This window comes from Parasynechococcus marenigrum WH 8102, from assembly GCF_000195975.1.
GTDB lineage: Bacteria > Cyanobacteriota > Cyanobacteriia > PCC-6307 > Cyanobiaceae > Parasynechococcus > Parasynechococcus marisnigri.
In genome coordinates this window covers 2341554-2361675 of the sequence record NC_005070.1, presented here as the reverse complement: position 1 = coordinate 2361675, position 20122 = coordinate 2341554, and the positions used below count along the sequence as shown (strand labels likewise).

General features: G+C 60.7%; 23 protein-coding genes. 16 read left to right on the top strand and 7 right to left on the bottom strand.

The window, feature by feature from the left end; genetic code table 11:
* Positions 1–140: 140 nt before the first annotated feature.
* The 7 genes from TX72_RS14915 to TX72_RS12410 all read left to right on the top strand — a co-directional run bounded on the left by TX72_RS14915 (position 141) and on the right by TX72_RS12410 (position 7211).
* Positions 141–266 carry a hypothetical protein gene (locus TX72_RS14915; protein WP_263969713.1) on the top strand — a complete coding sequence of 42 codons (126 nt, stop codon included), beginning with the start codon at positions 141–143 and terminating at the stop codon, positions 264–266.
* Entirely contained in the window at positions 256–1686 is a 1431-nt protein-coding gene (locus tag TX72_RS12430) for a sodium:solute symporter family protein (RefSeq protein WP_011129308.1), read from the top strand. The genes TX72_RS14915 and TX72_RS12430 overlap by 11 nt, the downstream gene beginning before the upstream one ends.
* Before the next feature lie 5 nt (positions 1687–1691).
* Positions 1692–1838: a hypothetical protein gene (locus TX72_RS14555; protein WP_173358511.1), complete on the top strand. Its 147-nt coding sequence runs from the start codon at positions 1692–1694 to the stop codon at positions 1836–1838.
* A gap of 176 nt (positions 1839–2014) precedes the next feature.
* The gene (locus TX72_RS12425) at positions 2015–3130 is read left to right on the top strand and encodes an aspartate/ornithine carbamoyltransferase family protein (RefSeq protein WP_042504528.1); all 1116 of its coding nucleotides are present in this window, start codon (positions 2015–2017) and stop codon (positions 3128–3130) included.
* A 9-nt stretch (positions 3131–3139) separates the two neighbouring features.
* Positions 3140–5164, top strand: coding sequence for an asparagine synthase (glutamine-hydrolyzing) (gene asnB, locus TX72_RS12420; RefSeq protein WP_011129306.1), 2025 nt, complete (start codon positions 3140–3142; stop codon positions 5162–5164).
* A gap of 59 nt (positions 5165–5223) precedes the next feature.
* A complete protein-coding gene (locus TX72_RS12415; RefSeq protein WP_011129305.1) occupies positions 5224–6540 on the top strand; it encodes a Zn-dependent hydrolase in 1317 nt (438 codons plus the stop codon).
* On the top strand, positions 6537–7211 hold the full coding sequence (locus tag TX72_RS12410) for a DUF1028 domain-containing protein (RefSeq protein ID WP_011129304.1): 675 nt from the start codon (positions 6537–6539) through the stop codon (positions 7209–7211). Before TX72_RS12415 ends, TX72_RS12410 begins: the two co-directional genes overlap by 4 nt.
* A gap of 11 nt (positions 7212–7222) precedes the next feature.
* On the opposite strand, the gene TX72_RS13385 is transcribed toward TX72_RS12410, so the two are convergent.
* The 5 genes from TX72_RS13385 to TX72_RS12390 all read right to left on the bottom strand — a co-directional run bounded on the left by TX72_RS13385 (position 7223) and on the right by TX72_RS12390 (position 10894).
* Complete coding sequence (locus TX72_RS13385) at positions 7223–7390, bottom strand: DUF4278 domain-containing protein (protein ID WP_011129303.1); 168 nt, start codon at positions 7388–7390, stop codon at positions 7223–7225.
* Between the two features lie 203 nt (positions 7391–7593).
* On the bottom strand, positions 7594–9303 hold the full coding sequence (gene ureC / locus TX72_RS12405; protein ID WP_011129302.1) for an urease subunit alpha: 1710 nt from the start codon (positions 9301–9303) through the stop codon (positions 7594–7596).
* 3 nt (positions 9304–9306) lie between these two features.
* Positions 9307–9627, bottom strand: a complete 321-nt coding sequence (locus TX72_RS12400; protein ID WP_011129301.1) for an urease subunit beta — start codon at positions 9625–9627, stop codon at positions 9307–9309.
* 10 nt (positions 9628–9637) lie between these two features.
* Complete coding sequence (locus tag TX72_RS12395) at positions 9638–9940, bottom strand: urease subunit gamma (RefSeq protein WP_011129300.1); 303 nt, start codon at positions 9938–9940, stop codon at positions 9638–9640.
* 18 nt (positions 9941–9958) lie between these two features.
* Positions 9959–10894 (bottom strand): urease accessory protein UreD, encoded by a 936-nt coding sequence (locus TX72_RS12390; RefSeq protein WP_011129299.1) that lies wholly within the window; start codon positions 10892–10894, stop codon positions 9959–9961.
* Positions 10895–10992: 98 nt separating this feature from the next.
* Here TX72_RS12390 and ureE point away from each other — a divergent pair, with 98 nt between their 5' ends.
* The 8 genes from ureE (at position 10993) to urtE (ending at position 17965) form a co-directional block, all read left to right on the top strand.
* Positions 10993–11445 carry an urease accessory protein UreE gene (gene ureE / locus TX72_RS12385; protein ID WP_011129298.1) on the top strand — a complete coding sequence of 151 codons (453 nt, stop codon included), beginning with the start codon at positions 10993–10995 and terminating at the stop codon, positions 11443–11445.
* The gene (locus TX72_RS12380; protein WP_011129297.1) at positions 11442–12110 is read left to right on the top strand and encodes an urease accessory protein UreF; all 669 of its coding nucleotides are present in this window, start codon (positions 11442–11444) and stop codon (positions 12108–12110) included. Before ureE ends, TX72_RS12380 begins: the two co-directional genes overlap by 4 nt.
* Positions 12110–12715 carry an urease accessory protein UreG gene (ureG, locus tag TX72_RS12375; RefSeq protein WP_011129296.1) on the top strand — a complete coding sequence of 202 codons (606 nt, stop codon included), beginning with the start codon at positions 12110–12112 and terminating at the stop codon, positions 12713–12715. Before TX72_RS12380 ends, ureG begins: the two co-directional genes overlap by 1 nt.
* A gap of 113 nt (positions 12716–12828) precedes the next feature.
* Positions 12829–14127, top strand: coding sequence for an urea ABC transporter substrate-binding protein (gene urtA / locus TX72_RS12370; protein WP_042504522.1), 1299 nt, complete (start codon positions 12829–12831; stop codon positions 14125–14127).
* A 93-nt stretch (positions 14128–14220) separates the two neighbouring features.
* Positions 14221–15375, top strand: coding sequence for an urea ABC transporter permease subunit UrtB (urtB, locus tag TX72_RS12365; RefSeq protein ID WP_011129294.1), 1155 nt, complete (start codon positions 14221–14223; stop codon positions 15373–15375).
* A 3-nt stretch (positions 15376–15378) separates the two neighbouring features.
* Positions 15379–16506: an urea ABC transporter permease subunit UrtC gene (gene urtC, locus TX72_RS12360; RefSeq protein ID WP_011129293.1), complete on the top strand. Its 1128-nt coding sequence runs from the start codon at positions 15379–15381 to the stop codon at positions 16504–16506.
* Entirely contained in the window at positions 16503–17258 is a 756-nt protein-coding gene (gene urtD, locus TX72_RS12355) for an urea ABC transporter ATP-binding protein UrtD (RefSeq protein WP_011129292.1), read from the top strand. Before urtC ends, urtD begins: the two co-directional genes overlap by 4 nt.
* A complete protein-coding gene (gene urtE / locus TX72_RS12350; protein WP_011129291.1) occupies positions 17255–17965 on the top strand; it encodes an urea ABC transporter ATP-binding subunit UrtE in 711 nt (236 codons plus the stop codon). The genes urtD and urtE overlap by 4 nt, the downstream gene beginning before the upstream one ends.
* 21 nt (positions 17966–17986) lie before the next feature.
* On the opposite strand, the gene TX72_RS12345 is transcribed toward urtE, so the two are convergent.
* A complete protein-coding gene (locus TX72_RS12345; RefSeq protein WP_042504011.1) occupies positions 17987–18235 on the bottom strand; it encodes a DUF1830 domain-containing protein in 249 nt (82 codons plus the stop codon).
* Between the two features lie 290 nt (positions 18236–18525).
* Between TX72_RS12345 and TX72_RS12340 the strand changes: the two genes are divergently transcribed.
* Positions 18526–18705 carry a hypothetical protein gene (locus TX72_RS12340; protein WP_042504519.1) on the top strand — a complete coding sequence of 60 codons (180 nt, stop codon included), beginning with the start codon at positions 18526–18528 and terminating at the stop codon, positions 18703–18705.
* Between the two features lie 90 nt (positions 18706–18795).
* Here TX72_RS12340 and TX72_RS12335 read toward each other — a convergent pair whose 3' ends face one another.
* The gene (locus tag TX72_RS12335) at positions 18796–20073 is read right to left on the bottom strand and encodes a glycosyltransferase family protein (RefSeq protein ID WP_011129289.1); all 1278 of its coding nucleotides are present in this window, start codon (positions 20071–20073) and stop codon (positions 18796–18798) included.
* Positions 20074–20122 lie beyond the last annotated feature (49 nt).

Sequence of the window (20122 nt, the reverse complement as noted above, 5' to 3'; positions counted from 1 at the left end):
TGCTACACATTTCGAGATTGAAGGCATCAGTGCGCTGACAGCCTGTGATTTGGGTAGCGCCAGCGACTTGTTATTCGTGAATGCAAGCTCAAGAACACCGCGATTTGCTTGTCTGAGATCTGCTGAAGAGGAGATTCGCTTTGGATGACAATCTCTGGGCTGGACTGGTCTTTGCCCTCGGTGCTGCGGTGACCCTGGCAACGGTGGCGATGATCATTCAGGGCCATCTGCACTGGCGTGATCGGGGGTCGGTCGATGCCCGCTGACGCCGCACCTTTTCTGGCGCCTGGCATCGCCTGGGCCCTGGTTGTGTTGTTTTCCGTGCTGTGGATCGCCTTGGGGATCGTCTGGGGCCGCCGCGGTAAAGGAGATGCCGACGACTACATGCTGGCCGGACGCAACATCGGGTTGGCGTTGAGCACGGCCACGCTGATGGCCTCCTGGGTGACCGGAAACACCACACTGCTGGCTCCGGAATTCGGCTACAGGACTGGTCTTTGGGGCATGTTCAGTTATGCCCTGGCCGGTCTGGGCTTGATCCTGTTCGCGCCGCTGGCCGTGCGGATCAAGCAGCTGATGCCGCATGGCCGCACCAGTGGCGATTTCATCCGGTTGCGTTACGGGCGCCTGGCGTGGTGGGTGTTCATGGTGATCACCGCTGTGTACACCCTCGGTTTTCTGATGACCCAGGCCATGGGGGCCGGTCTGTTGCTTCAGGCGCTCTCCGGCTTCGATTACCACGTAGGCATGGTGGTGGTGATCGGCGTCTCCACCGTTTACACCCTGTTCGGTGGCATGCGGGCAGTGATCGGAACCGATTTCATCCAGTCGCTGCTGATCATGGTGTTGCTGGCGGTGGTGGCGGTGCTGGCGTTCCGTCAGTTCCCGATGCCGGAGGTGCATGCTCGCTTGATCAGTACGCACCCTGACCGGCTGGATCTCTTGCTTCCGGCTGGTCTGCTGATCGCCTGGAATTCCGCCCTGTTCTCGATGGGTGAGGTCTTTCACAACAACATCTGGTGGTCGCGGGTGTTCGCCAGCCGGCGCAGTGTGGTGATGACCTCGTTTGTCTTGGGGGGATTGGCCTGGATGAGTATCCCCCTGGTGACGGGATCGATCGGTCTGGTGGCGCTGGCCAGGGACCTGCCGCTGGAGCAGGTGAACATGGTGTTCCCTGTAATGGCGGCCGATCTTCTGGGGGCTGGTGGGGCGGCACTGGTGTTTGTGGTGGTCTTCGCGTCACTCACCTCCACCCTGGATTCGCTGTTGGCGTCCACGGCGGATCTGCTGGCGGAAGACGTCTATTTCCGTCTGCTGCGCCCTCAGGCGAGCGATGCACAGCTCAAGCAGGCGGCCCGGCAGATGGTGGTTGGCCTGTCTGTTCTCACCCTGGCCCTGTCCTGGCCGCGACTGGATTCGTTGGCGTCGGTGCTGTTCTTCACCGGTGCGTTGGTGGCCTCCACGGTCTGGCCTGTGGCTTGCGGTCTCTACTGGTCTTCTGCCAATCGTTGGGCAGCGATCGTCGCCATGGCAGCCGGCAGTGCCGTCGGACTATCGGCTTACGTTCTGATTGCTCCCTATTGCGCGGCAGTGTTCTCCGCAGCCGTTTCGGCTGTCGTGATGGTGGTGGGCAGCCGCTGGCAGCCGGAAGGGTTTGATTTCAATCGTCTGCAAGAGGGGGTGTGAACGCCATGGCCAATGCGTTGCTGCTCACGGTTCTGGTGGATCAACACTGGTTCGGTCTGGTCCTGGTGGGAAGCCAGGTGGCGCTCGTCTGTTCTGTGCTCGCATTGCTGGTGATTTGGTGGTTTGAGTGGCGCAATGGACGCGTCTGGTGAATGTTCAAAGTGAACAATTTGCGGCGGATTTGGTATTCATTCGAACTATTTGCCAGTTATTTGTATAAAGAACTTCTTTTAAGCTGGTCAGGGGTGCTGGTTCGTTGTTAGCGAAGGATGATGTGATTCATGGCACATCACGCGATCTGGCAAATCGGGTGTTGATGCAAATGCTTATGGCACAACCCCACACAGCCGTGATCGAGGAGGCTTCGGCGCCGCTCCGCTTCCAGCCGATGGGTCCTGATGTGTTCGGCCACAATCAGCCGCAGGAGCTTTTGGCCGCAATTGCTGAAGACGGTGAGCCGTTGGTGGATCTTGTCGATCAACACGTGGTGTCGATTCAGGCATTTCGTGCTGAAACCCTGCTCCAGTTGTTTCGACTGGCGGCGAAATTCGAGAGCAACCCAGACCGTTACTGCCGGCACAACACGCCGCTCACCGGCAAGATCCTGATCAACGCGTTCTACGAGCCCAGCACGCGCACACGCCTTTCCTTCGACAGCGCCTGGCATCGCCTCGGCGGTGATTCGATCAACATCACCGATCGCAGCACCACCGGCATCGCCAAGGGGGAGTCGCTCGAGGACGTGGCGCACATGTTCAACAACTACGGCGACTGCGTGGTGCTACGCGACAGCAATCCGGAGGCCGTGTACGCCATGAGTTCCACCCTGCGGATTCCGATCATCAATGCCGGTAATGGCATTGATGAGCATCCGACACAGGCGATGGCGGATCTCTACACGATGTTCAAATGGCGTCCAAGCCTTGCTTCGAAAGAGGTCTCCCCGAAGGATCGGATCCGCATCGGGGTGATCGGTTTGCCGTCGCGGATGCGCACCGTGCGTTCGCTGCTGCGGATCCTCAGCAAATTCCCCCAGATCCTGGAGGAGGTGGTGGTGATCCATGCGCCCGAGATGGAGTCGGAAGCGCCTTTGTTTGATCCAGGCCAGCTGGAGGAACTGGAAGCAAGCGGGATGTCCATCCGCTGCAGTTCAGATCTGGCTGCTGAGATTCCCGATCTGGATGTCGTCTACATCAATGCGATTGCCTGGGTTGGCGACAGCTACGAGGTGCACGGCGGTGGATTTCGTCTCACCCGGGATCTGCCGTTCAAGCCGGAGGCGATCGTGTTGCATCCCCTGGCCCGGGGTCCCGAGCTGAGCACCTGTCTCGATGACACGCCGCACAACTGGTATTTCAGCCAGGCGCGTGGGGCGGTGTTTGTGCGCATGGCACTGCTCACCTGCATGGTGAATCGTGCCGAGCGCGTGATGGATGTGATCTGAGGCGAACTGATGTGCGGAATCGGAGGTGTGTTTCTGGCGGATCGTCATCAGACGTTGGATCGCCAGCTGTTGGTCAACATGGCGGCCATCCAGTCCCATCGCGGACCGGATGGTTTCGGTGTGGAATGCCTCGACGCAGCCGGTGTCGGCTTCTGTCATGCCCGGTTGTCGATTATTGATCTGAACGAATCCCGGGCACGTCAGCCGTTTCTCAGCAACGACCGGCAGGTGCTGATGGCGCACAACGGCGAGTTCTACGACTTTCAGCGCATCCGTGCTGATCTCACCGCCCAGGGAGTGCGTTTCTCCTCGAAGAGTGATTCCGAGATTTTGTTGCGCCTGTATCAACGGCAGGGTCTCGAGTCCACGTTGCCTCTGCTGCGGGGGGAATTCGCCTTTGCTCTGTTTGATGCGGCGGATGACTGTCTCTATCTGGTGAGGGATCGCTTCGGCATCAAGCCCCAGTACTGGACGATGACGCCGGAGGGGTTGGTGTTCGGCTCCGAGTTGAAGGTGCTGTTTGCTCACCAGGCCGTGGAGCGACGCTTCACGTCGGAGGGTCTCTTTCATCAGTTGATGCAGACCATGGTCCCGGGAACGACCGCCTTCGCCGGGGTGCACCAAGTTCAGCCTGGTCATGTGCTGAAGGTGCAGCGCAGGAGTGACCGGCTGGAGGTGTCGGAGTCGACCTACTGGGATGTCGATTTTCCACGTTTGGATCAGCGGGACAGCACCCTCACGGAGGCTGATCACATCGCCAATGTTCGTGCTGCTCTGCTGGAAGCGGTGGAGATGCGGATGGTGGCCGACGTGCCCGTGGGTTGTTATCTCTCAGGCGGAATCGACAGTTGTTCGATCCTCGGTCTTGCTTCGGCGGTGAGTCAGGGTCCCGTCAAGGCGTTCACGATCGGATTCGATGATGCGCGCTACGACGAAACACCCATTGCTGCGGAGATGGCGGAGGCCACCGGTGCCGAGCAGGACGTCATGCGTCTGTCGGGTCGTGAGTTGTACGGCCACATGGAACAAACGCTCTGGCATACCGAGCGCACGATCTACAACACCTTGGCTGTGGCCAAATACTTAATGAGTCGCCATGTCAATAGTGTCGACTACAAAGTCGTGATGACTGGGGAAGGGTCAGACGAGCTGTTCGGTGGCTATCCCGCGTTCCGGCGTGACATGTTCCTCCATGGTCTGGAGGACCTGCCGCAGAGCGATCGCCAGGATTGGGAGTCTCTGCTGCAGACCAACAATTCCCTGGTGCAGGGAGCAATGCTGGCGGCTGATCAGGTGGATGATCCCGATCTTGATGCCGTGGTGGGCTTCACCCCCAGCTGTCTGCAGCCCTGGCTGGCCTGCGCGCCGCTGGTGCCGGATCTGCTGGCTGACGAGCACCGTCAGGCGTTGGTGGAGTACTCGCCAGGTAAAGCCATTGCTGAGCAGTTGAATCCCCAGCAACTCGATGGTCGCCATGCCCTCGACAAGGCTCAGTACGTCTGGATCAAAACAATGTTGGAAGGCCAGATCCTCACCTGGGGAGGTGATCGCGTCGACATGGCCAACTCCATGGAGGCACGGCCGGCTTTCCTGGATCACCATCTGGCGGCTGCGGCGGTACAAGTGCCTCCGGAGCTGCGGATCAAGGGAAAAACTGAGAAATATGTGCTGCGGGAGGCCATGGCGGGTCTGCTGCCGGAGGTGCTTTACAAGCGCGAAAAATTTGCCTTCATGGCGCCCCCGGCCCACACCGAGCCCGAGAAGTGGGCGCAAATGAAGCAGTTGGCTGATGACTACCTGAGTGATGAAGCGATTGATGCGGCTGGGTTGTTGAGCAAAGAGGGCGTGCGTGCCTTGTTTGCGCGCCACGACGACCCTGCCACCACCGACGCCGAGCGGGTTCAGATGGATGCCGTCATCAACCACCTCCTGGGTGTCCAGATGCTGCATCGGATGTTTGTAGCGGCCGATGTGCCAGCCCAGGCTCGTGAGCAGGCCGATCGCCTCGGGTGGCGGGTGCTGATGCCCGTTTGAATTCTTTGGTGAGGGTTAAAACGTCGCATTGACGACAGGGCGTTTGGGTCGCTGCGGCGATGGTGATTCGATCTTTTGATCTGAAGGCCACTGCATTGCCGTCCCTCCTGACCACTCGCCAGGTCACTGCTCGGTCGAAAGCACAGGTGGGCATTCGACCCAACCGTGAGCGTCTGATGCACTCCTTGGCTGAAATGGCTGCCATTGGGCTGCAGCCCGATGGCAGCGTCTGTCGACGGGGTTTCTCGACTGAGGACGTTGCGGGACGTTCCTTGCTGGCCCGATGGATGAACGAGGCTGGCCTTCAGGTTCGGATCGATACGGCGGGCAACCTGATCGGTCGGCTTCAGGGGTTGGATCCGGATCGCCCAGCACTGATGACCGGTTCCCACCTCGACACCGTTCCCACCGGTGGTCGTTTTGACGGTGTGTTGGGGGTTTTGGCAGGTCTTGAAGTTTGTCGCTCCCTGCAGGACAACAGCATTCGTCTTCAGCACGATCTCGAGTTGATCGCCTTCGCCGATGAGGAATCGACGATGGTCGGGTGCAAGGGCATGGCCGGTACGGCTTCCTGTGACCCCAAGGCCTATGCCACCAGCAATCGGGAACCGATCGAGGACAATCTCGCTCGTATCGGTGGTCACTGGCCATCGCTGGTCTCAGCACGTCGGGCGGACGACGCCTGTGCTGCTTTTCTCGAGCTCCATGTGGAACAGGGAGGCGTGCTCGAGCAACGCGGTGACGCCATCGGTGTGGTGGAGGGCGTTGTGGGACAACGCCGTTTCAGCATCCAGGTGGATGGTCAGCCGAACCACGCCGGCACCACGCCGATGAAGCTGCGGCAAGACGCTTTGGTGGCGGCGTCCCGGATCGTGCTGGCGGTGGAGACGATGGCCAGACAGCACCCAGGTGATCCCGTTGCCACAGTCGGACGACTCGAGGTCTGGCCCAACGCCGCCAATGTGGTGCCTGGCTCAGTGGCGCTGACCGTTGACCTCCGGGATGTGAATTCAGTTGTGCTCGATCAGTTGGTGGCTGAGTTGATGCAGCAGTTGGAGCGGATCGGTGCCGAAACCGGATGCCCGATCCAGTTGGAACCTCAATTTGAGGTGGAACCCACAGCTGCAGCGGATGGAGTGATGGCAGCGATCGTTTCTGCTGCAGAGGATCTGGGGTTGTCGCATAGCCACCTTCCCAGCCGTGCCAGTCACGATGCGCAGGAGATCGGACGTCGCTGGCCGATGGGAATGATTTTCGTCCCCAGCCGTGGTGGGGTTAGCCACTCATCCAAGGAATTCACCAGTGACGAGCACTGCTGGGCTGGGGCTGCCGTCTTGCTGGGGACTCTGCAGCGTTTGGATCGCGAGCTGTCTTGACCTTCTCAATCCTGGCGCGTGATCCCAACAACGGTCGTTTCGGCGTTGCCGTGGCGACCTGTCACCTGGCTGTGGGCTCCACTGTTCCCCACATCCGATCTGGAGTAGGTGCCGTTGCAACCCAAGCCCACACCAATCCTTATCTGGGAATTTGCGGACTGGAGCGTCTTGAACATCATGCGGATGCGCAGGATGTGCTGAACAGCCTTCTGCTGGATGACCCCCAACGGGATTGGCGCCAGTTCCATCTGATCGATCTTGATGGCCGGACTGCTTGCTGGACTGGAGTTGAGTGCGGCGGATGGGCGGGTCATCGGCACCATCCCAACCTTTCGGTTGCGGGAAATTGCCTGGCTGGCGAAGTGGTGCTGGAGGCGATGGAACAGACGTTTCTCACCAGTGATCCCAACTGGAAACTGGGCCGTCGTTTGATGACGGCCCTGCAGGCAGGAGAGCAGGCTGGTGGCGACCAACGCGCATCAAGCTGCACATCCGCCGCTCTGCAGGTGAGCGGCGAAGCGGCATTTCCGTTGCTGGACCTTCGCGTTGACTTCCGCTCCGGTGCGGTCGAGGAGCTGATGGAGCTCTACGAACGCAGCCAGGATCGATGGGCTCAGCAGTGGCGCGATGAACTGCTGGAATTGCCCATGCTCAACCGGCTTGTCGCCTGAAGAAGCGGGTTTCAGCGCAGGTAGCTGACACCCCGATAGGTGAGCTGAACCTGGGCCTGACGCACATCAGCCTGGCGGGCTTGATACACGTTGCGGCGGTAGGTGAGTTGCACGCCCTGCTGTTGAGCAGCGTCTTTGACCTGCTGGTAGGCGTGTCCTCTGTAGAGAAGAGTCGTCATGGTGGTTCCTCGAAGCAAGCTCAGGTCCCCGTTCCATGGCCTGAGTCGAACTGCGCCTTGCCGAGGCTGGCGAGGTGAACGTCTGTAGCAGTTGCTGCAAAATAATTATGCAGGGGATGAATTCTTGAATGTTGTTCATCTTGATACCAATACGACTTTTCTATTGAATTGGTGATGCAGAACACCTTGCGGCGTCCTCGTGATTACAGCAACAGATAGCGCTGGGCGAGGGGCAGCACCTCGGCGGGCTCGCAGGTGAGCAGTTCACCGTCGGCGAACACCTCATAGGTCTGCGGGTCCACGCTCACCTTGGGTAGCGCTGCATTCAGCTTGAGGGCGCTCTTGCCCACGCTGCGGGTCTCCTTCACCGCCATGCAGGTTCGGTCAAGCCTGAGTTTTGATTGGATGTCGTTGTCCATCGCTGCTTCGCTCACGAAGGTGAGGCAACTGGGGGCGAGGGCTTTGCCGAAGGCGCCGAACATCGGCCTGCCGTGCACCGGGCCGGGGGTGGGAATCGAGGCGTTGGCATCGCCCATCTGGGCCCACACGATCGAACCCCCCTTCACCACCAGTTCCGGGCGAATGCCGAAGAAGCCCGGTTTCCACAGCACCAGATCCGCGAGCTTGCCGGTTTCGATCGACCCCACTTCGCTGCTGATGCCGTGGGCCAACGCCGGGTTGATCGTCACCTTGGCGATGTAGCGCGTCAGCCGGTGGTTGTCGTTGCGTGCGGAGTCTTCCGGCAATGCACCGCGCTGCACCTTCATCTTGTGGGCGGTCTGGAAGGTGCGGGTGATCACCTCGCCCACGCGGCCCATGGCCTGGGAGTCGCTGGCGATGATCGAGAAGGCGCCGAGGTCATGAAGGATGTCTTCGGCGGCGATCGTTTCGCGCCGGATCCGTGATTCGGCGAAGGCCACGTCCTCGGGGATCTTCGGGTCGAGGTGGTGGCACACCATCAGCATGTCGAGGTGCTCCTCGAGCGTGTTGCGGGTATATGGCCGGGTGGGGTTGGTGCTGCTGGGCAGCACGTTGGCCTCACCGCAGATCTTGATGATGTCCGGGGCATGACCACCGCCGGCACCTTCGGTGTGGAAGGTGTGAATGGTGCGTCCCTTGATAGCGGCGATCGTGTCTTCCACGAAGCCGGCTTCGTTCAGGGTGTCGGTGTGGATGCACACCTGCACATCCATCCGATCGGCCACCGACAGGCAGGCATCGATCGTGGCCGGCGTGGTGCCCCAGTCTTCATGCAGCTTCAGGCCGCAGGCACCGGCGCGCACCTGTTCCTCCAGGGCTTCCGGGGTGCTGGCGTTGCCTTTGCCGAAGAAGCCCAGATTCACCGGCAGGCCTTCAGCGGCCTGGAGCATCCGGCCGATGTGAAACGCCCCAGGGGTGCAGGTGGTGGCATTGGTGCCGGTGGCTGGTCCAGTGCCGCCGCCCATCAGGGTGGTGACCCCGCTGGCTAGGGCTGTTTCGATCTGCTGGGGGCAGATGAAGTGGATGTGGGTGTCGATGCCACCGGCCGTGAGGATGTGGCCCTCCCCGGCGATGGCTTCTGTGCCGGGACCCACCACGATCGTCACCCCTTGCTGGGTGTCGGGGTTACCGGCTTTGCCGATGCCCACGATCCGGCCGTCCTTGAGGCCGACATCGGCTTTGACGATGCCCCACCAGTCGAGGATCAGAGCATTGGTGATCACCGTGTCGACGGCTCCCTCGGTTCGAGGGGTCTGGGATTGGCCCATGCCGTCGCGAATCACCTTGCCGCCGCCGAACTTCACCTCATCGCCGTAGACGGTGTAGTCCTTCTCGACTTCCAGGATCAGATCGGTGTCGGCCAGGCGAACCCTGTCGCCGGTGGTGGGTCCGTAGGTCTCGGCGTAGGCCTGGCGGGAGATGCGGTAGGGCATGGGTCAGGCGTCGAGGGGTCCGTTGATCTGGCCGTTGAAACCGATCACCCGACGATTGCCGGCAAAGGGAATCAGGTTCACGTCGCGGCTGTCGCCGGGTTCGAAGCGGATGGCGGTGCCGGCGGGGATGTCGAGCCGTTGACCGCGGGCTGCGGTCCGGTCGAACTGCAGGGCGGCATTGGCTTCGGCGAAGTGGAAATGGGAGCCCACCTGCACCGGCCGGTCGCCGCTGTTGGCAACACTCAGCGTGGTGACGGGTCGGCCTGCATTCAGCTCCAGTTCACCCGGTTCGGGAAGCAGTTCGCCTGGAATGAGAGGTGCCATGGGTTCTGCCTCAGCGAATCGGGTCGTGCAGGGTGACGAGCTTGGTGCCATCGGGGAAGACGGCCTCGATCTGCACCTCATGGACGAGCTCGGGCACCCCCTCCATCACCTGGTCCTGACGCAGCCAGGTGGTGCCTTCTTGCATCAGCTCCGCCACGCTCTTGCCGTCACGGGCGCCTTCCAGCACCAGAAAGCCGAGCCAGGCCACCGCTTCGGGGTGGTTGAGCTTGAGGCCACGATTCAAGCGCCGCTCCGCCAGCAGTGCCGCGGTCACGATCAGGAGCTTGTCCTTTTCCTGGGGACTGAGATGCATGGAGAGCCTTGGTCCCATTCAGTGTGTCGTTGCAGCGGTCGGTGAAGCGTTCGCAGTGAACGGTTGTCCCGTCAACGGCTGTTCCTGCAGGGGCCAGACCCGAGGAATGCGCGGCGTGGAGAGTCCCCGTAAGGCGCGGGTTCGTGCCCAGATTCGGCTGAACCAGAAGCGGGCGTCGCGGCTGGAGTGGCCGGCGTAGCGGGCGATCAGCCCTTGATCAAGGCTGCTGCAGCGCATGGTTCCCTCAAGGCCGTCACGGTCGTGGCGGGCTCCCGCCAGCAGCAGGGTGATCTGTTCACCGGTCAAGGGCATTGGTGCTGCCCACACCAGTGAGCCGAACACGGGAGCACCACCAAGTCCGTGGGGGTCGTTGAGGCTGGTGTCGCCCAGTTCCAGCCGGTCCACCAGCTCCCATCGGGGCTGGTGCGCCCCGTCGCGCTGAATCTCAAGGCAGGAGCGCCAGCGCCCGCGGTTCAACTGCTCCCCTGCGGCGGTGCGCCCTAGCCGCACGATCTCGGCGCTGAGAAATGAGGCGTTGTCCGGCAGGCTCACCGTCAGGGTCTGCTGGAACAATGCGTCCGCGTAGAGCACCAGTTCCTGGGGCAGCCACTCCAGATCACTGGTGTCTTCCAACCTGCAGGTCACGGACTGCTGGGTCCAGGCTCCGTCGGGATGGAGACGGCTGCGGCCCACGGAGCCGTAGACCTTCTGGGCCGCCACGCTGGTGATCAGGCTGCGACTGTCAGGGCCGAGGTCAAGCTCAATGCTGAGCTCATCGCCTCCCACCAGGCCGCCGGCGGTGTGGAGAAGGGGCAGCTCACAGCGGCCGTGATCTCCCACGTCTGCCCGCAGCAGCTTGAACGGAGCTGTGCATCCCCCCTGGTGTTTGGTGCTGCCGTTGTTGGTTTGGAACTGCAGCCGGCAGCGGCCGTGCCAGGGCTCAAGGGATTGCATGGGGGCACGCTCCTTCGCCGTGGGATGACGCTCGGTAACAACCATCACCAAATGCTGGCCCACGGCTGGGCAGGCTCGAGTTCCTACGAGAAGCACGGGTGACGCAGGCTGTTCTTGTTCTGGATCAACGGCTTGCCGCCAGGGCTGATCAAGCTGATCTGCTGTTGCCGCTCACGGCGGATGAACGCAGCGTTGTGCGTGGCCGCCGCCGCACGGACTGTGGCCGTGAGGTGCTGTTGCAGTTGCCAAGGGACGGGGCCCTGCAGCCAGGGGATCAGCTCAGTGATGCCGCTGGTACAGCCAGGGTGGAAGTGACGGCAGCCACCGAAGCGCTGTTGCGGGTACGGGCGACATCAGCCTTGGCGTTGATGCAGGCGGCTTATCACCTGGGCAACCGACATGTGGCCCTCGAGTTGCATGAGCAGGATCTGTATCTGCTGGAGGACGCCGTGTTGGCGACGATGCTGGAAAGCCGTGGTCTGCAGCTCAGTCGCTGTCAGCGACCGTTCCGGCCCGAAGGCGGCGCCTACGCAGGCCATCAGCACGGATGAGTTCGCTGGCGCTGCTGCAGCTGGTGAGCCCCGCTCTGCCGGTTGGTGGCTTCAGTTATTCGGAGGGATTGGAAGTTCTGATCCAGTCGGAGACGATCCGGGATGAGCAGCAACTGCAGGCCTGGTTGGAGGCGGAGCTGTCGCGGGGGGCGATCCGATTGGAGGCGGCGGCGTTGCCATCGCTGCTGGGTGCACTCGCGGCCTGGTCAGCAGGAGAGACCGCGGCCTGCCGCCGGGTGCTGGATCTTGATGGCTGGCTGCTGGCCAGTCGTGAATCGGCTGAACTGCGGGCTCAGCAACGACAGATGGGTGGCTCGTTGCTCAACCTCCTCGCGGAGATGGGCCACCCCTTGCCGGAGCAGGTGGCGTTGAGCTGGCCGGCGGCCTGGGCATGGGCAGCGCAGGCCTTGCAGGTGGCGGAGAGCGAGATGGTGGAGGGCTACCTCTACGGCTGGGTCGCCAATCAGCTCAGTGCTGCGGTGCGGCTGTTGCCGTTGGGTCCAAGCCGGGCTCAGCTGCTGCAGCACAGTTTGCTGCCGTTGATCAAAGGGCAGGCCGAGCAGTTGCAACGACGGGATCCCCGGCAGTTGTGGACCAGCGGCGTTGGGGCTGGCATGGCGCAGCTCACCCATGCTGAGTTGTATTCCCGCTTGTTTCGGAGCTGATGAGCAGCAAGTTGCGTCTTGGGGTGGCCGGTCCGGTGGGATCCGGCAAGACTGCTTTGGTGGAGGCGCTTTGCCTGAGGCTGCGCGATCAGCTGCAGCTTGCTGTTGTCACCAATGACATCTACACCCAGGAGGACGCGCAATTTTTGACGCGTGCTGGAGCGTTGGAGCCGGAACGGATCCGCGGCGTGGAAACCGGCGGCTGTCCGCACACGGCGATCCGTGAGGACTGCTCCATCAACCGGGCGGCGGTGGCCGATCTGGAGGGGCAGTTTCCGGATCTCGATCTGGTGATGGTGGAAAGCGGGGGCGACAACCTGGCTGCCAGCTTCAGTCCGGAGTTGGTGGACCTCTGCATCTATGTGATTGATGTCGCCGCTGGAGACAAGATTCCCCGCAAGGGCGGGCCCGGCATCACCCGATCCGACTTGCTGGTGATCAACAAGATCGACCTGGCACCTCTCGTGGGTGCGGACCTCTCTGTGATGGAGGCGGACACCCGGCGGATGCGGGGCGAACGCCCGTGGTGTTTCACCAATCTCCAAAACGGCGATGGCCTCGTTCAGGTGGTGGAGTTTGTGTTGCAACAGCTACCGAATGCTTGATTCGGTGCGGGAGAGGTGGTGATTCGGTTCCGGTTGATACCAAAGCGGTGGGGGGCCCTTTTTTACCTTCCCAATGCCGCCGGTGACGGCGCGTGTCCCGTGTTGTGGATTTCATGAGCTCCTCTCTCTCCAAGCGTTTGTTCGCAGGCCTCGCCGCTGCATCTCTGGGTTTGGCAGTCACCGCCTGTGGTGGCGGTGAAGAAACAGCTGCGCCTGCCAGTGATTTCGACGACAAGGTCACCGTCGGCATCCTGCACTCGCTGACCGGCACCATGGCCATCTCCGAGTCCACCCTGGTGGACACCGAGAAAATGGCGATCGATGAGATCAACGCCGCTGGTGGTGTCGAAGTGGACGGCAAGAAATACAAGATCGAATACATCGTCGAGGACGGTGCTTCCGATTGGCCCACCTTCGCTGAGAAGTCCAAGAAGCTGATCGACCAGGACCAGGTGCCCGTCGTCTTCGGTGGCTGGACCTCCGCCAGTCGCAAGGCGATGCTGCCTGTCTACGAGTCGAAGAACGCCTTCCTCTACTACCCGATTCAGTACGAGGGTCAGGAGTGTTCCAACAACATCTTCTACACCGGTGCCACTCCGAACCAGCAGTCGGAGCCTGCCACCAAGTTCATGTATGAGAAGTCGCCTGCCGCTGGCAAGCCCTTCTTCCTGGTTGGTTCGGACTACGTCTTCCCCCGCACCTCCAACACCATCACCAAGGAGCAGCTCGCCTCTCTGGGTGGCGAAGTGGTCGGTGAGGACTACCTGCCCCTGGGCAACACCGAGGTTGCTCCGATCATCGCCAAGATCAAGAAGGCCCTGCCTGACGGCGGTGTGATCATCAACACCCTGAATGGTGACCAGAACGTTGCCTTCTTCAAGCAGATCCAGGACGCCGGCATCACCCCCGATAACGGCTACTACGTGATGAGCTATTCCATCGCGGAAGAGGAGATCAGCACCATCGGCTCTGAGTTCCTTGAGGGCCACTACGGCGCTTGGAACTACATGATGTCGATCGACACCCCGGCATCCAAAAAGTTCGCCGCAGACTTCAAGGCCAAGTACGGCGCCGACCGCCAGGTCGCTGACCCTCAGGAGTCGGCCTACAACATGGTCTACCTGTGGAAGAAGGCTGTCGAGAAGGCCAACAGCTTCGACGACGACAAGGTGCGTGAAGTCCTGGTCGGCATCGAGTTCGACGCGCCTCAGGGACCTGTGAAGGTGATGCCCAACCACCACCTGTCCCAGACCGTGCGCATCGGCCAGATCACCGCGGATGGTCAGTTCGAGATCCTCGAATCCACCGATGGTCCTGTGGCTCCTCAGGCCTGGAACCAGTTCGAGCCCAGCTCCAAGGGTTTCGCTTGCGACTGGACCGATGCCGCCAAGGGCGAGAAGTACAAGCTCTGATCCTCTGATCACAGCCTGAGTGCTCTTCAGGGAGGAGCCCGGTGACGGGCTCCTCCTTTTGTCGTTTCACTGAACGCTTCGTTTCACACGTCCGTGCAACTGCTTTTTGAAAGCCTGTTCAACGGTGTGGCCATTGGCTCTGTCTTGCTGATGGCCGCGCTCGGACTGGCCATTGTTTTCGGCCTCATGGGGGTGATCAACCTCGCCCATGGCGAGCTGATCATGCTTGGGGCCTACACCACCTACGTGGTGCAGCTGATCTTCAAACTGCCTGTGCTGCAGCCGGTTTACAACGCCTACGTGCTGGTAGCGCTTCCCCTGGCCTTCATCGTCAGCGGTGTGGTCGGCATCCTGCTTGAACGCACCGTGATTCGCCGGCTCTATGGCAACCCGCTGGAGACGTTGCTGGCGACCTGGGGTGTCAGCTTGATTCTTCAGCAGTTTGTGCGGAGCGTGCCCCTGGCCCACGCCGCCGGCCTGATCCTGGCGCTGGTGCTGGGCTTTGGCCTGCCGGTGATCTTGCCGCAGCGACTGTTTGACGGTGCCAAGGCGCGCTTTGTACGCGCTGGCAGCTGGGCGGTTTCGGCCCTCGCAGGTGTGTTGCTGGCTGGTGGCCTGGCCTCACAAATCAGTCGTATCGCCCGAGCTACCTCCCGCAACGTGGATGTCACCGCACCGAAGTGGATGCGGGGAGGCATGGAGTGGATGGACATCACCTTTCCTGTACCGCGCCTGGTGATCATCGTGATCACGATCGTTGCGGTGGTTGGGGTGACGTGGTTCCTCAACAAAAGCGTGTGGGGCATGCGCATTCGTGCCGTCACCCAGAACCGTGCGATGAGTGATTGCCTGGGCATCCCCACGCAGACGGTGGACGTGCTCACCTTCGGTATCGGATCCGGTCTTGCCGGTGTGGCTGGTGTTGCAGTCTCCCTACTCGGCTCCGTTGGTCCGAACGTCGGCGGCTCTTACATCGTCGGTTGTTTCATGGTGGTGGTGCTCGGGGGTGTCGGCAATCTGCTCGGCACCGTGCTCGCCTCCTTTGCCATTGGATGGCTCACCGATCTGATCGGAGCTGGTCGTCTGCTCACGATGTGGCCTGACATGCCATCTCCTCTGGCCGCTGCTGTGGAGTTCTTTGCCACCACGAGCATGGCCCAGGTGATGGTGTTCGCTCTGATCGTGGTGTTCCTGCAATTCCGTCCCGCGGGTTTGTTCCCGCAGAAGGGACGCATGGTGGAGGCCTGATTCATGTTGCAAACGTTTCAGCGAAATCGCTGGCCCCAGATCGTCCTCTGGGTGCTGATCATTGCGGCCATCGTTGCTGCGCCTGCTGTTTTGCCGGTGTTCCGGCTCAATTTGTTGGGTCGCTTCCTCTCCCTAGCGATTGTTGCCCTGGGCATCGATCTGATCTGGGGCTTCACCGGCCTGCTCAGCCTTGGCCAAGGCATCTTTTTTGCCCTGGGTGGTTATGCAGCGGCGATGTATCTGCAGCTGAACAGCTCAGGCGAGTTACCCAACGGCATCCCTGAATTTTTTAGCCTCTACGGCGTGGATCAACTGCCGGCGTTCTGGCTGCCCTTCCATTCGCCGCTGTTCACCCTGGTGGCGATCTGGCTGGTTCCGGCCGTGCTGGCCGCTGTGCTCGGCAACCTGGTGTTCCGTAACCGGATCAAGGGGGTCTACTTCTCGATCCTCACCCAGGCCGCCCTGCTGGTGTTTTTCAACTTCTTCAATGGCCAGCAGAAGCTGATCAATGGCACCAACGGTTTGAAGACGGATGTCACCGAACTGTTCGGTCAGATGGTGGGCTCGGCGGAGATGCAGCGCAGTTTCTTTTGGCTCACTGCGGTGGTGGTGATCCTGGCCTGGTTGTTTCTGCGTTGGGTGGTGCGGGGCCGCTTCGGTGACGTGTTGATCGCCATCCGCGATGACGAACCGCGGTTGCGGTTTGCCGGCTACAACCCAACGTTGTTCAAGACGATTGTCTTCGCGATTGCTGGTGGTCTGGCTGGGATCGGCGGAGCGCTTTACACCGTGCAGTCGGGCATCGTTTCGCCGCAGTACATGACGGTTCCTTTTTCGATCGAAATGGTGATCTGGGTGGCCGTCGGCGGACGGGGAACGTTGGTTGGCGCGATCCTCGGCGCTGTGGTGATCAACTACGCCAAAAGCCTGGTGAGTGAAGCTCTTCCCCAGAGTTGGTTGTTCATCCAAGGAGGACTGTTCATCCTCGTGGTCACGGCGCTGCCTGAGGGCGTGATCGGTTGGTGCCGTGGAGATGGTCCGCGCAACTGGCTCAACCGTCTGGGGATCGCTCGTCGCAGCTCGACCTATCCCCGTCTTGATCGTGAAGGCCAGGAGGAGGTTCAGCCATGACCCAGCCGTTGTTGGAGTTGCGTCAGATCACCGTCAGCTTTGATGGTTTTCTGGCCCTGCGCGATCTCAACCTGTCGCTGCACCCTGGAGAGCTGCGGGCGGTGATCGGTCCCAATGGGGCTGGTAAAACCACCTTCCTGGACGTGATCACCGGCAAGACCGCTCCCACTCAGGGACAGGTCATGTTCAAGGGCCGCTCGTTGGTGGGCACCCGTGAACATCGGATTGCCCGTCTGGGGATTGGACGCAAGTTCCAGAGCCCGCGTGTGTTCGAGAAGCTCACGGTTCAGGAGAATCTGGCCTTGGCCGTCACTCGGCCCAAGCAGCCCTGGTCATTGCTGTTGGGGGGCCTGAATGGGGAGCAGCGAGACCGCGTTCATCACCTGATGGGCATCGTCAACCTGCAATCCCGCGCCGACTGGGCGGCGGGTTCCCTGTCCCACGGACAGAAGCAATGGCTCGAGATCGCGATGCTGGTTGGTCAGGATCCCGACCTGTTGCTGGTGGATGAGCCGGTGGCAGGCCTCACCGACGAAGAAACGGATCTCACCGCTGATCTGCTCAAGTCGTTGGCGGGGAATCACACCGTGCTGGTGATTGAGCACGACATGGAATTCATCCGTCGTTTGGACAGTCCAGTGACGGTGTTGCACCAGGGACACGTTCTGTGTGAGGGAACGATGGATCAAGTGCAGGCGGATCCCCGGGTCATTGAGGTTTATCTCGGCACCACTGAGGAGGAGAACGGATGACGATGCTGCTTGAGATCCGCGGCTTGAACACCTACTACGGCGAGAGCCATATCCTCCGGGATGTGGACCTCAGCGTGAAAGCTGGCGAGATGGTCTGCCTGATCGGCCGCAACGGTGTGGGCAAGACGACCCTGCTCAAATCGCTCATCGGTCTGTTGCGTCCCCGACGCGGTGAGATTGTGTTCAACGGCGATCGCCTTGACCGACAGGCGCCGCATCAACGGGCCAGGGCTGGAGTTGGCTACGTGCCCCAGGGGCGGGAGATCATTCCGCAGCTCACGGTGGAGGAGAACCTGCAACTGGGGATGGAGGCGTTGCCCGGGGGTCTGGCACGGAATCGACGCATTGACCCGTTTGTCTATGAGCTGTTTCCGGTGCTGCAGGAATTTCTGCCCCGCAAGGGCGGTGACCTTAGCGGTGGGCAGCAACAGCAACTGGCGATTGCCCGTGCCTTGCTCGGTAAGCCGAAGCTGTTGCTGCTCGATGAACCCACCGAGGGGATTCAGCCCAACATTGTTCAGGACATTGAGAACGCCGTTCGACGGATCATTGACGAAACCGGCATCGGCGTTCTCTTGGTGGAGCAGCATCTGCATTTCGTTCGTCAAGCAGACCGCTACTACGCCATGCAGCGGGGCGGCATCGTGGCGAGTGGCCCCACCAGCGACCTGAGCCAAGCGGTAGTGGATCAGTTCCTGAGTGTCTGATCCCCACGGCTCTTACCTTGATCAGCAGGCCCAGAGTGTTTCGGTGGCCGCCTCATTTTGATTCATGGCGTACTCGCTCACATCGGCGCGTACGTGAAGCATCTGACCGCTCACCGACATCTTCCAAATTTCAAGCCGCGCCTGCTCAGGAGCTTCAAACCAGAACATCTCTGTGGGGAGTACAACCTTTTCACGGTAAAAGTTGTCGTCCCCGACACACTTAACAATCACCATTCGGTCGGTGTCGTTGCGGTAGACGCACTCAATCATGTGGGGAACCCAGAATGATCCCACTTTGCGGAATTCGGCGCCAGTGGAGTGTTGGATTGGGCACGGATTGGAGATGGTTTCAGATTTCGTTTAGACACCGTGATACAGATGCTATAGGTTTGGTAGCTTTGGCGACTTTATAGTTGCGATCCTGCTCTGTTTGGTCTGGCAGTGTGGGTTGATCGCTGCAGAAGTCTGAGAGTTCACACAGTGTGGATGTTTCGTTTCAAATGAAACAATTCTTTTTCGTGTTGGCATGACAATAGTGATGTCTTCAATTGGAGGAAGTGATGCAGGAATCGATCGCAATGTCAATGACGCAATGCTTTGAAGTGGAGCGGATGAACCGTGCCATTGAAGCCACTGCAGACCCCGCGCAGTTGCAGACACTTGCCAAGCAACTTCTCCATGCCTGGCAATCCCAGCGTGCAGCGACGGAATGGGTGATGCGTCAGCAGCAGGCTCTTTGATGCGTTTTGTATTTTATTGAAGTGAATAGAAATTGGCCCCAATCTCACGATTGAGGCCAATTTGATTCGTTTACGGTTGATTCAAGTTGTTCAGGCGACAAGCTCAGATGTTGATGATCTGGGTTTGTGATTGGGTCGACGCAACGGTTGGGATGAGGGCATGGTGCTGGCTGAAGGCCGATCCATCTGACCTGCAGCGCTGAGGTCGCTTTGGAGCGAAGGATTGCAGCTTTTCAGTCGTGACCAACTGGGGAGCTGATGAGCAACGGGAGACTCCATCAGGCGGGAAAGTCCGGGCCGCAGCAGTTCAGCAAAACTGTGCACAGCCAGTTCTTCGCCATGGCGGTTATATGGGAGCCGGTTGATCGCCGAATCAATGCCGAACTGGCGCACCCGATCCTCACCGACGCGTCGGTAGAGCACCTCAAGGGTGGGAATCTGATCCATCGAGATCACGGCGCCTTCGTGCTCCATCAAGCTGCGCAAAACGGTGCCGAAGATTTCACCGGCCATGCGTTGCAAGCCCTCACTGGGTTTGCTTCCGAGTCCTTTGTGCTTGTGATCAAACAGCCCCAGATCCACCTGGGCAATGCGACTGGTGGCGACATGACGGAACACTTCCGAGAGCAACCCCATCTCCAGGCCCCAATCGGAGGGGATGCGCAGATTCATCGCCAGATCGGTGGTGAAGGCGAATTCACCAGCCAAGGGGTAGCGAAAGGACTGCAGATAGCGCAGGTACGGCAGTGGGCCAAAGATCTGTTCGAGGCTGACCAGCAGGGGACCGACGAACAGGCGGGTGGCCCGACCCTGCAGCGCCTGGGTTTCCAGCGATAGCCTGCTGTAGAAGGCCTTGACGTACGCAATGCCGTGGGAGCGATCCAGCAGTGGACGCAACATCCGCTCCGGGTATGCCGAGCCGAAGGTGCGGATGTCGGCGTCAAAGAGGCCCACTACCTCGGCGTCCTGACAGGCCACCCCAAGCCCTTGCCAGACCGCCCAGCCCTTGCCGGGGGGACCGGTGACCTCGAGTCCCAGGGCGCCCATGGACTCCAGCAAGTCCTTCACGGCTGGGCCATTGGTCCAGTGCACCTGAACGGGAAAGGGCATGCCGGCGAAGAAGGCTTCGGCATGGGCTACGTCCTCCGCGCTTTCAGCGGCCAAAGCAATGACGAGGCGATTGAGGCCTTTCAGTGACGACAGGGTGTCGCGGATCAGCGCCAGTGCTGGACGGCTGAACTCCTCCATCAGACAGGGGATCAGCAGCGTCGTGGGCCGCTCGCTGAGCTCGCGGTTGAAGGCAACAGCATCAAGGTTGCCCAGGCTGTAGTCATGAACCGTGGTGATCAGGCTCTGCTGAAAATCCATCCGGTGCTAAATGCGACAACAGTGGATGAGGTCATGACCCATACCTGAG

Coding starts and splice junctions, on each gene's coding strand:
- TX72_RS12430 (WP_011129308.1), top strand. CDS start 256: ATGCCCGCTGACGCCGCACCTTTTCTGGCGCCTGGCATCGCCTGGGCC.
- TX72_RS14555 (WP_173358511.1), top strand. CDS start 1,692: ATGGCCAATGCGTTGCTGCTCACGGTTCTGGTGGATCAACACTGGTTC.
- TX72_RS12425 (WP_042504528.1), top strand. CDS start 2,015: ATGGCACAACCCCACACAGCCGTGATCGAGGAGGCTTCGGCGCCGCTC.
- asnB (WP_011129306.1), top strand. CDS start 3,140: ATGTGCGGAATCGGAGGTGTGTTTCTGGCGGATCGTCATCAGACGTTG.
- TX72_RS12415 (WP_011129305.1), top strand. CDS start 5,224: ATGGTGATTCGATCTTTTGATCTGAAGGCCACTGCATTGCCGTCCCTC.
- TX72_RS13385 (WP_011129303.1), bottom strand. CDS start 7,390: ATGACGACTCTTCTCTACAGAGGACACGCCTACCAGCAGGTCAAAGAC.
- ureC (WP_011129302.1), bottom strand. CDS start 9,303: ATGCCCTACCGCATCTCCCGCCAGGCCTACGCCGAGACCTACGGACCC.
- TX72_RS12400 (WP_011129301.1), bottom strand. CDS start 9,627: ATGGCACCTCTCATTCCAGGCGAACTGCTTCCCGAACCGGGTGAACTG.
- TX72_RS12395 (WP_011129300.1), bottom strand. CDS start 9,940: ATGCATCTCAGTCCCCAGGAAAAGGACAAGCTCCTGATCGTGACCGCG.
- TX72_RS12390 (WP_011129299.1), bottom strand. CDS start 10,894: ATGCAATCCCTTGAGCCCTGGCACGGCCGCTGCCGGCTGCAGTTCCAA.
- TX72_RS12380 (WP_011129297.1), top strand. CDS start 11,442: ATGAGTTCGCTGGCGCTGCTGCAGCTGGTGAGCCCCGCTCTGCCGGTT.
- ureG (WP_011129296.1), top strand. CDS start 12,110: ATGAGCAGCAAGTTGCGTCTTGGGGTGGCCGGTCCGGTGGGATCCGGC.
- urtA (WP_042504522.1), top strand. CDS start 12,829: ATGAGCTCCTCTCTCTCCAAGCGTTTGTTCGCAGGCCTCGCCGCTGCA.
- urtC (WP_011129293.1), top strand. CDS start 15,379: ATGTTGCAAACGTTTCAGCGAAATCGCTGGCCCCAGATCGTCCTCTGG.
- urtD (WP_011129292.1), top strand. CDS start 16,503: ATGACCCAGCCGTTGTTGGAGTTGCGTCAGATCACCGTCAGCTTTGAT.
- urtE (WP_011129291.1), top strand. CDS start 17,255: ATGACGATGCTGCTTGAGATCCGCGGCTTGAACACCTACTACGGCGAG.
- TX72_RS12345 (WP_042504011.1), bottom strand. CDS start 18,235: ATGATTGAGTGCGTCTACCGCAACGACACCGACCGAATGGTGATTGTT.
- TX72_RS12340 (WP_042504519.1), top strand. CDS start 18,526: ATGCAGGAATCGATCGCAATGTCAATGACGCAATGCTTTGAAGTGGAG.
- TX72_RS12335 (WP_011129289.1), bottom strand. CDS start 20,073: ATGGATTTTCAGCAGAGCCTGATCACCACGGTTCATGACTACAGCCTG.